The sequence below is a fragment of the Tsuneonella sp. HG222 genome (assembly GCF_053819185.1).
The window spans coordinates 350862-360195 of sequence record NZ_JBSOQZ010000002.1; the positions used below are offsets into that span (position 1 = coordinate 350862).

Here is a 9334-nt window from a genome sequence, read left to right on the forward strand (position 1 = left end):
CCATTCGCTTAGGCCTCGTTCCCCAAGGGAAAGGACCACAATTCAAATGGCTTACGAAAACGACACCTACACCCGTGACGGCGTCTCCAACGATACCGATACCGGCGACACCACCACCCTCAACACGCTGATCGGCACGCTGATCGATTCGGTAAACGGCTACCAGAAGGCTGCCGCCGACACCGACAACACCCGCTTCGCCGAGCTGTTCAACGCCCGCGCGCAGGAGCGCCAGGCCGCGGTCACCAAGTTGCAGGCAGCGGTCGCCCGCATGGGCGGCAACCCGGAAGACGACGGCACCACCGCCGGCGCTATCCACCGTGGCTGGATCAACCTGAAGGAAGCCGTCGTCGGGCGTGACGATGAAGCGATCGTCAACTCGGTCGAGAGCGGCGAGGACTATCTGAAGGAGAAGTTCGAGGCGGCCCTGCGCCATGTCGACCTTCCGGCCGATGCCCGCGCCGCAGTCGAGGAAGCCTGGACTTCGGTCAAGGCCGGCCACGACCAGATGAGCCAGCTCAAGCACGCGATCGACTGAGCGAACGAAATCGACCGGCCCAATTGAACCCGGGCCGGTGGTTGGGGCGGCGCGCACTCGGCGCGTCGCCCCTTTTCGTGTCAGCTACCGCACCAGGAGCTGCGCCTGCCGCGCCAACCCTCCGCCAGTCCTTCGCTGACCAGCGCGGACCCCAGGCTTTCGCCGTCGCGCATGACCACGCGCAGCGCTCGCCCGTAGAAGTCCCGCTCGCGGCCGGTCCCGTCGGTGATGGGGGCCAAGGCGAAGTCCTCCTGGTTGAGCAGGGCGGTCAGACGAAGCGCCGCGCGCCGGCCCAGTGCCGCCTCGCGCGCGCAGCCCGGCTTCGATACCTCCGGCGCATTGATGTCGGCCAGGCGGATCTTCTCGCCGCGCAGCCAGATGGTATCTCCGTCGACCACGCAGGTGATCCGCCGCCCCGCGCCGCACGGCTTAAATCGTTGGTCCACTCTGTTCGAAGCACCATGCGCAACGTTAGCGGGTTCCGCTGCAGCGGGCGCGATGGCCAGGTGCCCTGCCGCCGCCACCAACAGCGCGAACAGCGCCGGGGGAGACCAGGGCCGGAGGGAAATCGGTGCGCGCGACATCGCGGCACGATGCGGCACGGCCGCCTCAGGCTTACTCGGGTTCAGCCCTTAAGGGCGATTGCGCAGGGCCTACCTGCGGTACCGCGAGCGCGGCGGCGGGAACTCCACCGCTTCTGCTGCGTCGGTTTCCCGTAACAGCAGGAAGGAAGGACCCATGGATACCATCACCCGCGCCGACCGCGAACGCGAGCTGGAAGGGCTGCTCGCCAGGATTGCCGCGCATCCCGAACACGATCTGACTGAGGAGCGCGAGCGCGCCGCCGTGCTCCGCCGCACGCTCGAAGCCGGGCGGGAAAGCACCGCCGGCTGACACCTGTTTTGTCAAAGGAGAATATCATGACCAGACGCCTCGTTCCGCTGGCTGCCGCGCTCGGTCTCGCGCTCGCCGCCTGTTCCGATTCCGCCGAGGAGGAGCCGACGTATGAAGCCGACGCCGTAGACGAGAGCGGCGGCGACCTGATCGTCCGCGATGCCGATGAGCCCGGTGTAGCAGTCGATGTGCCCGAAACACCCATGACCAACGTCCCGGCGGCATCCGATACCGGCACCACCACGAGCGACACGGAAACCGGCCAGACGACGCCGCCCAGCGAGTGAGGACGAAGGGCTCGCAAATCACACGGCAAGATTTCAACCTCGCCGCCTGACCTGCCCGAACGCGAGTTAAACCCGCCCGCCATCGTGCGAGCGGAAAATCCGGTGGTGACTGAGCGACGCCTAGAGGCGGTCGGCGGTGCGGCGGTCGCTGCCCGAACGGCGCTGCTTCTTGCGGCGCTCCGAATGGACGATCGGTTCTTCGCTGACCCGGCGGTCGCTGCCGGCGCGGCGGCCCACGCGTTCGTCCTCGGTCGAGGCGGGTGTGCTGTCCATTGCAGCATTCCTTGTCCTGCCACCCGGTGCGCACCCGACCGGTGCGCCCGCCTTCGGGCAGTTCGCCGGTATCGTTAGCAACAAACCCGTTGCGATGTTGTTAAGGCTGATGTGCCGGTTGCCCTGAGGCATGACGCAAAATTAAGGGGCGGCGGTAAAGACCGCCGCCCCTTGCGACCCTCGTGCCGACCTTGGGGAGGGGTGGGAGGTCGGGCCGGCACGGGAGGGCTTTTCATGCTCTCGGGCAATGAGACCCCTGAAACGGCTTGAGGCTCCCAGCCTTGCGATGAAACGCGCGGTATCAGCGCCGGGAGGAGGCGGTTCATCCGGGGTTTAAGCGAGGTTCAGTTTGCGCGGCCTCCCCGGGCCTAGGCACGGGCGAAGCCAATCGCTAGACGCACCCCTCGAAACCCCCGGAGATTCCGACCGTGACGAAGGACAGGCAGATGCTCGCCAAGGCCGAGACGCTGATCGAGGCGCTGCCCTATTTCCAGCGCTACGCGGGCTGCACCTTCGTGGTGAAGTACGGCGGCCATGCGATGGGCGATCCCGAAGCGGCGCAGGATTTCGCCGAGGACATCGTTCTGCTCAAGGCGGTCGGCATCAATCCGGTGGTGGTCCACGGCGGCGGCCCGCAGATCGGCGCGATGCTCAAGAAGCTGGGCGTGGAAAGCACCTTCGTCGACGGGCTGCGGGTGACCGACAAGCAGACCGCCGAGATCGCGGAGATGGTTTTGTCCGGGGCGATCAACAAGGAGATCGTCGGCTGGCTCGCCAAGCAGGGCGGCAAGGCGCTCGGCATCTCGGGCAAGGACGGCGGTCTGGTCACCGCGCGCAAGGTCACGCGCACCAACAAGGATCCCGACAGCCAGATCGAGAAGATCGTCGACCTGGGCTTCGTCGGCGAGCCCGAGACCATCGACACGACGATCCTGCGCACGGCCAGCGAGGCGGGGATGATTCCGGTCGTCGCGCCGATCGCCGCTGGGGCCGACGGGCACACCTACAACATCAACGCCGATACCATGGCCGGCGCCCTTGCAGCGGCCCTGGGCGCGGCGCGGCTGTTCCTGCTGACCGACGTGACCGGCGTGCTCGACAAGCAGGGCAACCTTTTGTCCGATCTCACCCCGGCCGACGTCGAGCGGCTGCGGGCCGACGGGACGATCAGCGGCGGCATGATCCCCAAGCTGGAGACCTGCGTCCATGCGGTCGAGGCCGGGTGCCAGGCGGCCGTCATCCTCGACGGCCGGGTCGGGCACGCGATGCTGCTCGAATTCTTCACCAGCCGGGGCGCGGGCACGTTGATCAGTAAGGGGTGAATTGCCCCCGGCCCGGCCAAAAGAGGTCGGGCGCTTGAACGCCGGCACTGTCCTAGTCTAACAGGACACCTTGCACGCTTTGCGAAAGGCCATCGATGTACGTGGTAATCGATATCGTCGGAATCCTGATCCAGGTCGTGGTGATGCTGGTGATCATCCAGTTCGTCATCGGGCTGCTGTTCGCCTTCAATGTGGTTAATTCCTCGAACCAGTTCCTGGTGCAGGTCTACCGCTCGATCAACTCGCTGCTCGAACCGGTCCTGGCGCCCATCCGGCGCATCATGCCCGAAACGGGTGCGATCGATTTCTCGCCGCTCGTCCTCGTGGTGGTGCTGCAGATCATCATGCGGATCCTGATCGGCGTGGCGGCCGGCTGATCGATGTCCGCGCGGATCATCGACGGCAAGGCCTTCGCCGAAGGCCTCCGTTCGCGGATCGGCGGATACGCGCGGGATTTCGAGGCCAAGGCCGGGCGCAAGGCGGGGCTGGCGGTCGTGCTGGTGGGAGAGGATCCGGCGAGCCAGGTCTACGTGCGCAGCAAGTCCAGGGCGGTCGAGGCGGCAGGAATGGCTTCGTGGGAGTTCCGCATGCCTGCCGATGCCGCCGAAGCGGACCTGCTGGCCAAGGTGCGCGAGCTGAACGCCGACCCTGCCGTCGACGGCATCCTCGTGCAGCTGCCGCTGCCGGACGGCCTCGACGACCAGAAGGTCATCGACACGATCGACCCCGACAAGGATGTCGACGGCTTCCATATCGTCAACGCCGGACGGCTCGCCGTCGGGCAGGAGGGGTTCGTCCCCTGCACGCCGCTGGGCTGCATGATGCTGCTGCGCGACGTGCTGGGCGACCTCACAGGCCTGGAGGCGGTGGTGATCGGCCGCTCCAACATCGTCGGGCGGCCGATGGCCCGGCTGTTGGCCGATGCGAACTGCACGGTGACCGTTGCGCATAGCCGCACCCGTGACTTGCCCGCGGTCGTCCGCCGGGCCGACATCGTCGTGGCGGCGGTGGGCCAGCCCGAGATGGTGCGGGGTGACTGGATCAAGCCGGGCGCCACGGTCATCGACGTCGGGATTAACCGCGTCGGCGTGGCGGGCGAGAACCACCGCCTGGTGGGCGACGTCGACTTTGCCGGGGCGAGCGAGGTGGCGGGGGCCATCACCCCGGTTCCCGGCGGCGTGGGCCCGATGACCATCGCCGTCTTACTGCGCAACACGCTCGTCTCGGCCTATCGCCGCGAAGGGCTCGAACTGGCGAAGGATGCCCTGTGACACGCACGACCCTGCTCGCCGCCGCGTGCCTGCTGCTCGGAGGATGTGTAATGAACGGATTGCCCGGGGCGAACGAAAGCGGGCCGGAGCGCGAGCTGCGCAACCGACTGCTGGGTGCCGAGCGGGCCGACCCCAGCAAGGTCATCGCCGCAGAGCTTGCCTTTGCACGGGCGGCGCGCGAGATCGGGCAGTGGACCGCTTTCCGCCAGTTCGCCACCTCCGACGCGGTCATGCCTGCGCCCAATCCGCGACCGGTGGCCGAGGTGCTGAAGGGCCGAGCCGACCCTGCCCAGGTGATCGTCTGGGAGCCCGACCTCGTTTGGGCGAGCTGTGACGGCAGCCACGCGCTGTCGACGGGCCCTGCAACCTATCCCGACGGGTCGAAAGGCCGGTTCGCGACGATCTGGCAACGCCAGGGGCGGAGCGAATACCGCTGGGTGCTCGACCAGGGATTCGACCTTGAGGACGGCTACGCCAAGCCCGACCTGATCGCCGCGCACATCGCCGATTGCCCGCCCGGCACGCCGGCCGCGGGCAACGCGACGACTTGGCCCGATCGGTCGAGCGGGCAATCGCGTGACGCGTCCCTTACCTGGGAGACGCGCTTCGCGCCCGATTGCGCGCGCACGTTCATCGTGCGGGCCCGGGTCGAGGGCGAGATGCGCGAGGTCTTCCGGCGCGAGGCCGCAGCGCCGCCAGTGCCTGCCGGGCGCGACCCGGTGACCTGCCCCGCCCGATGAGCGAACTGTTCATCTCGGCCTTTATCACGCTGTTCGTGGTGATCGACCCGCCCGGCTGCGCGCCGATCTATGCCGGGCTGACGGCGGGTGCGAGCCCGGCGCAGCGCACCAGCATGGCGATCCGCGCCTGCGTGATCGCCAGCGTGATACTCATCATCTTCGCACTGTTCGGCGAGGACCTGCTCGGCGCGCTGCATATCGAGCTCGACAGCTTCCGCATCGCCGGCGGGCTGATGCTGTTCCTCATCGCGCTCGACATGGTGTTCGAGAAACGCACCCAGCGGCGCGAGGAGCGGGCCGAAAAGGTCATGGCGACCCCCGAGGTGGAGGACGTGTCCGTTTTCCCCATGGCCATGCCGATGCTCGCCGGGCCCGGTGCGATCGCCTCGGTCATGCTGCTGGCGGGCGGCGCCAAGGGCGTGGAGGGTACGCTCGTCGTGCTCGCGGCGCTCGGCGTGGTCATGCTGATGACGGTCGCCGCGCTGATCGCCGCAGGGCCGCTGATGAAGCTGGTCGGCGCGCGGGTGGAAGCGGTCATTACCCGCCTGCTCGGCGTGCTCCTCGCGGCGCTGGCGGCTCAGTACGTGACCGACGGGCTGCGAGGTTCCTTTTCCGTATGAATCAGCCCGTTCGGATCCCTACTGGCAGCGCGAAGGGAGAACCCTCTTAGGCGGGTTCGACAAGCACTACTGCAAGGTCACTTTCCCCTCGTCGGGGTCGCTGAGGCCAAAGAACTGCATAAGCTGGACCAGCAGTTCGCAGCGGGTCGCCACGTCGGGCGCCTCGAGAAGGGCCTGCTTGGCGGCCGCGTCGAACGGGGCGATCTGGCTGACGCCGTTGATCAGCGCGAGATCGTCGAGCTGGGCGACCGAGCCCCAGTCGACCGAATAGCCCTGCCGCTCGGCAAAGGCGCGCGCCTCGCGCTCGAAGCTCGCTCGCTCGACCGCGCTCAGCGATTCGAATTCCGGATCGTCGAACAGTTCGCCCTCGACCTGGCGGAAGGGCGTGGAGACGGGCAGTTCGCGCAGCAGGCGGAAGCGCGCCTCGCCCTCGAGCACAATGTTGTAGCGCCCGTCCTCCAGCGCCTCGACATCGCCGATCTTGCCGACGCAGCCCATGGCGAAGAGCGGTGCGCCCTCGCGCGGCGCCTGCGGCTGGATCACCGCGATACGCCGGTCCTTGGCCAGCGCCGAGCCGACAAGCGCGCGGTAACGCGGCTCGAAGATGTGCAGCGGCAACTGCAGGTCGGGGAATAGGATGACCCCGTGCAGCGGGAAGATCGAGAGCTTCTGCGCGCTCAACGCGTCACCCGAACAGCAGCAGCGAAAGCTTGCGCCGCTGCGCCGCGACCCAGGGGTCTTCCAGCCCGACCGCCTCGAAAATCTGCAGCAGCTTGGCCTTGGCAGCGCCCTCGTTCCATTCGGGATCGGTCCTGATCGAGCCGAGCAGCGCCTCCACGGCATCATCGCGCTGGCCCGCGGCGAAGGCGGCTGCGGCGAAATCGAGTTGCGCCTGGCCGTCGGCCGGGCGCTCGGCGGCGGCGGCACGCAGGGCTTGCAGCTCACCCTCGTCGACATCGCTTCCGGCCAGCTCGAGTGCGCTCGCCGCCTGCACCAGGAGGGGATCGGCGCGCAGGTCTTCCGGCAGGGCGCCCAGCGCCGCGCGTGCCTCGTCCTTGCGGCCAGCGGCGAGCAGCGCGCGCACCAGGCCGGACTGCACCCCGGCATCGCCCGGCATCATGTCGGTCAGCTGCGCGAATATGCCCGCAGCCCGCTCGCCGTCGCCTTCTGCCAGCACCTGCTCGCCCATCGCCACCAACGCGGACAGGTCCTCGCCTTCGTCGGCCCCGGCGCCGCCCTTGACCGGCAACTGGCCGAGAAGCTGGTCGAGCGCTACCCTGAGCTGCGATTCGGTGCGCATCGGCGTCAGGTCGGCCACCGGGCGGCCCTGGAAAATGGCGTAGACGGTCGGGATCGACTGAACCTGGAACTGCGCGGCGATGAAGCGCTCTTCGTCGACGTTGAGCTTGGCCAGCATCACGCCCTTGTCGGCATATTCGCCGCAGACCTTTTCCAGCACCGGGGTCAGCGCCTTGCAGGGGCCGCACCATTCGGCCCAGAAATCGAGCACCACGATCTTGTCCATCGACGGCGCGACGACCGCCTGCTGGAAGCGTTCGACCGCCTTCTGTTCGTCGAGATTGAGACCCATGCTGGCCAAGGGGATGCTCCTGCTGCCCGGAGTGGAATTTGCCGGCCCCATGTGGGCCTTCGCGCCCGATTGTGAAGGGCGCGGCGCATATCGGCAAGGGGCGGTGATTTCCTCTTGCCCGGCCCCCGGGCGGCTGCTAACCGCGCGCTTCCCCGGGGATGCCACGGCATCTCCAGCGTCAGTGAGCGGGCGTAGCTCAGGGGTAGAGCATCACCTTGCCAAGGTGAGGGTCGGGCGTTCGAATCGCCTCGCCCGCTCCATTTTCCCGATCGGATCGCGGTGGACCAGGCGGCATGTGCCGCACTGGCCCCGCCGCGCGTTGCGCGCTCGACTTGGCGCGGCTGTGGCGATAGCCCGGCGGCGAAAGGAATTCGCGCATGGGGACACTCGACGGACGGACCGCGCTGGTCACCGGGGCGGGGCGCGGCTTCGGCCGAGCGATCGCCCAGCGGCTGGCGGCAGAGGGGGCGGCGGTCGCCCTGCTCGCCCGCAGCAGGGACGAGGTCGATGTGGCCGCCCGGGACATTCGCGCGGCCGGCGGCGCAGCCATCGCGCTGACGGGTGACGTCACCGATCCACGCTCGGTCGACAGCGCCATCGCGCAGGCCTCGCTCGAGCTCGGGGCGATCGACATCCTCGTCAGCAATGCCGGCGTGCCGGGCCCCTTCGGACCCTTGTGGGAAGTGGACGCCGATGCCTGGTGGCAGGCGCAGGCGGTGCACATCCGCGCCCCCATGCTGCTGCTGAACCGCCTTCTGCCCGGCATGATAGAGCGGGGGCGGGGCCACGCGATCTGCGTTTCGGCCAAGGCGGCGCGGATCGTCGCGCCCAACCTCTCGGCCTATTGCACCGGCAAGATCGCGCAGAACCGCATTGTCGCCGAAGCGGCGGCCGAACTGGAGGGGACGGGGGTGGCCGTCTTCGCGATCGATCCCGGCTTCGTCTTCACCCAGCTTGCGCGCGAGACTATGGACGACCCGGCGGCGCAGAAGCATCTGTCAGGGATGGTCGATCGCCTCCGCCAGAAGGCGGACGAGACCGGAGCCGACGGCGACCTTGCGCGCTGCGCCCAGCGGGTGACCGACCTCGTCTCGGGCCGGTACGACGAGCTGTCGGGCAACTACTACGAACTGGGCGACGATCTCGAGGTGGCGCTGAAAGAACGGCGCGCCGCGCACGGGTAGGTCAGCGGCGCACGGTGGTGTCGGCCACGCCGTCGCCATCGGCGTTCACTGCCGCGGTGCGGGTGCCGACCGGCGCGGCGGCCATCGGCGCCGCGGCAATGCCTTCCGCCTTGCCCTCGGCACGGGCGGCGCGGATCTCGGCGTCGACGACCTTGTTGCGCTGGCGCCAGTGGTCGTAGCTCCAGCGGATCTGGCCATAGGCGAAGACCATCAGCAAGCCGCCCATGATCGCCAGGTTCTTGAGCGCCATCGCGCCCTGCATCGGATCGGCGAACTGGTTGTGGAAGAAGAAGATCGTCAGCGCGACGAAGCCGAACAGGATGATGGACACGAACCGGGCGAGCACGCCCAGTAGCAGCATTAGCCCGGCAACCAGTTCGAAGATTCCCGTCGGCAGCGCCCAGCTGCCCATCAGCCCGACGCTGTCGAGCATTGCGGCGGCGCCCGAGGGGTCCAGCACCTTCTGGATGCCGGACAGGATGAAAATGACGGCCAGCATCATGCGGCCAAGGGCTGCGGCAATCATCGACATGGCGTGTCTCCCCAGTTGCGGCCGCTAGGGCCTTGCGTGGGATGAACGCACGATAAGGCGGAACGTGCCGGGAACCGCGCGC

14 protein-coding genes and 1 tRNA gene are annotated in these 9334 nt (G+C 68.1%); 10 read left to right on the forward strand and 5 right to left on the reverse strand.

Features of this window, described 5'->3' with window-relative positions; translation table 11 throughout:
* Positions 1-46: 46 nt before the first annotated feature.
* Entirely contained in the window at positions 47-538 is a 492-nt protein-coding gene (locus ACWPMZ_RS13245; RefSeq protein WP_455704533.1) for a PA2169 family four-helix-bundle protein, read from the forward strand.
* Between the two features lie 80 nt (positions 539-618).
* Here ACWPMZ_RS13245 and ACWPMZ_RS13250 read toward each other — a convergent pair whose 3' ends face one another.
* Positions 619-984 carry a thermonuclease family protein gene (locus tag ACWPMZ_RS13250; protein ID WP_455704534.1) on the reverse strand — a complete coding sequence of 122 codons (366 nt, stop codon included), beginning with the start codon at positions 982-984 and terminating at the stop codon, positions 619-621.
* Between the two features lie 292 nt (positions 985-1276).
* On the opposite strand from ACWPMZ_RS13250, the gene ACWPMZ_RS13255 reads away from it, so the two are divergent.
* Both ACWPMZ_RS13255 and ACWPMZ_RS13260 read left to right on the forward strand, forming a co-directional pair.
* Positions 1277-1432 (forward strand): hypothetical protein, encoded by a 156-nt coding sequence (locus ACWPMZ_RS13255; protein ID WP_455704535.1) that lies wholly within the window; start codon positions 1277-1279, stop codon positions 1430-1432.
* A gap of 26 nt (positions 1433-1458) precedes the next feature.
* Positions 1459-1719 (forward strand): hypothetical protein, encoded by a 261-nt coding sequence (locus ACWPMZ_RS13260; RefSeq protein WP_455704536.1) that lies wholly within the window; start codon positions 1459-1461, stop codon positions 1717-1719.
* A gap of 120 nt (positions 1720-1839) precedes the next feature.
* Here ACWPMZ_RS13260 and ACWPMZ_RS13265 read toward each other — a convergent pair whose 3' ends face one another.
* Positions 1840-1992, reverse strand: a complete 153-nt coding sequence (locus ACWPMZ_RS13265) for a hypothetical protein (RefSeq protein ID WP_455704537.1) — start codon at positions 1990-1992, stop codon at positions 1840-1842.
* Between the two features lie 446 nt (positions 1993-2438).
* Here ACWPMZ_RS13265 and argB point away from each other — a divergent pair, with 446 nt between their 5' ends.
* The 5 genes from argB to ACWPMZ_RS13290 all read left to right on the forward strand — a co-directional run bounded on the left by argB (position 2439) and on the right by ACWPMZ_RS13290 (position 5945).
* Complete coding sequence (argB, locus tag ACWPMZ_RS13270) at positions 2439-3314, forward strand: acetylglutamate kinase (protein WP_455705155.1); 876 nt, start codon at positions 2439-2441, stop codon at positions 3312-3314.
* Between the two features lie 95 nt (positions 3315-3409).
* The gene (locus tag ACWPMZ_RS13275; protein WP_455704538.1) at positions 3410-3691 is read left to right on the forward strand and encodes a YggT family protein; all 282 of its coding nucleotides are present in this window, start codon (positions 3410-3412) and stop codon (positions 3689-3691) included.
* Positions 3692-3694: 3 nt separating this feature from the next.
* Positions 3695-4585 (forward strand): bifunctional methylenetetrahydrofolate dehydrogenase/methenyltetrahydrofolate cyclohydrolase FolD, encoded by an 891-nt coding sequence (gene folD / locus ACWPMZ_RS13280; protein WP_455704539.1) that lies wholly within the window; start codon positions 3695-3697, stop codon positions 4583-4585.
* Entirely contained in the window at positions 4582-5325 is a 744-nt protein-coding gene (locus ACWPMZ_RS13285) for a hypothetical protein (RefSeq protein ID WP_455704540.1), read from the forward strand. The genes folD and ACWPMZ_RS13285 overlap by 4 nt, the downstream gene beginning before the upstream one ends.
* Entirely contained in the window at positions 5322-5945 is a 624-nt protein-coding gene (locus tag ACWPMZ_RS13290) for a MarC family protein (protein ID WP_455704541.1), read from the forward strand. Before ACWPMZ_RS13285 ends, ACWPMZ_RS13290 begins: the two co-directional genes overlap by 4 nt.
* A gap of 66 nt (positions 5946-6011) precedes the next feature.
* Here ACWPMZ_RS13290 and ACWPMZ_RS13295 read toward each other — a convergent pair whose 3' ends face one another.
* Positions 6012-6626 (reverse strand): LON peptidase substrate-binding domain-containing protein, encoded by a 615-nt coding sequence (locus ACWPMZ_RS13295; protein WP_455704542.1) that lies wholly within the window; start codon positions 6624-6626, stop codon positions 6012-6014.
* Between the two features lie 4 nt (positions 6627-6630).
* Positions 6631-7536: a tetratricopeptide repeat protein gene (locus ACWPMZ_RS13300; RefSeq protein WP_455705156.1), complete on the reverse strand. Its 906-nt coding sequence runs from the start codon at positions 7534-7536 to the stop codon at positions 6631-6633.
* 185 nt (positions 7537-7721) lie between these two features.
* On the opposite strand from ACWPMZ_RS13300, the gene ACWPMZ_RS13305 reads away from it, so the two are divergent.
* Both ACWPMZ_RS13305 and ACWPMZ_RS13310 read left to right on the forward strand, forming a co-directional pair.
* Positions 7722-7796 (forward strand) — tRNA-Gly (locus tag ACWPMZ_RS13305).
* 117 nt (positions 7797-7913) lie between these two features.
* On the forward strand, positions 7914-8720 hold the full coding sequence (locus ACWPMZ_RS13310; RefSeq protein ID WP_455704543.1) for an SDR family NAD(P)-dependent oxidoreductase: 807 nt from the start codon (positions 7914-7916) through the stop codon (positions 8718-8720).
* Between the two features lies 1 nt (position 8721).
* Here ACWPMZ_RS13310 and ACWPMZ_RS13315 read toward each other — a convergent pair whose 3' ends face one another.
* Positions 8722-9252 (reverse strand): DoxX family protein, encoded by a 531-nt coding sequence (locus ACWPMZ_RS13315; protein WP_455704544.1) that lies wholly within the window; start codon positions 9250-9252, stop codon positions 8722-8724.
* Between the last annotated feature and the right edge of the window lie 82 nt (positions 9253-9334).

Excerpts from the sequence above, each read along its gene's own strand:
- ACWPMZ_RS13265 (WP_455704537.1), bottom strand. The coding sequence starts at position 1,992 with ATGGACAGCACACCCGCCTCGACCGAGGACGAACGCGTGGGCCGCCGC.
- ACWPMZ_RS13290 (WP_455704541.1), top strand. The coding sequence starts at position 5,322 with ATGAGCGAACTGTTCATCTCGGCCTTTATCACGCTGTTCGTGGTGATC.
- ACWPMZ_RS13255 (WP_455704535.1), top strand. The coding sequence starts at position 1,277 with ATGGATACCATCACCCGCGCCGACCGCGAACGCGAGCTGGAAGGGCTG.
- argB (WP_455705155.1), top strand. The coding sequence starts at position 2,439 with ATGCTCGCCAAGGCCGAGACGCTGATCGAGGCGCTGCCCTATTTCCAG.
- ACWPMZ_RS13260 (WP_455704536.1), top strand. The coding sequence starts at position 1,459 with ATGACCAGACGCCTCGTTCCGCTGGCTGCCGCGCTCGGTCTCGCGCTC.
- ACWPMZ_RS13245 (WP_455704533.1), top strand. The coding sequence starts at position 47 with ATGGCTTACGAAAACGACACCTACACCCGTGACGGCGTCTCCAACGAT.
- folD (WP_455704539.1), top strand. The coding sequence starts at position 3,695 with ATGTCCGCGCGGATCATCGACGGCAAGGCCTTCGCCGAAGGCCTCCGT.
- ACWPMZ_RS13300 (WP_455705156.1), bottom strand. The coding sequence starts at position 7,536 with ATGGGTCTCAATCTCGACGAACAGAAGGCGGTCGAACGCTTCCAGCAG.
- ACWPMZ_RS13315 (WP_455704544.1), bottom strand. The coding sequence starts at position 9,252 with ATGTCGATGATTGCCGCAGCCCTTGGCCGCATGATGCTGGCCGTCATT.
- ACWPMZ_RS13275 (WP_455704538.1), top strand. The coding sequence starts at position 3,410 with ATGTACGTGGTAATCGATATCGTCGGAATCCTGATCCAGGTCGTGGTG.
- ACWPMZ_RS13310 (WP_455704543.1), top strand. The coding sequence starts at position 7,914 with ATGGGGACACTCGACGGACGGACCGCGCTGGTCACCGGGGCGGGGCGC.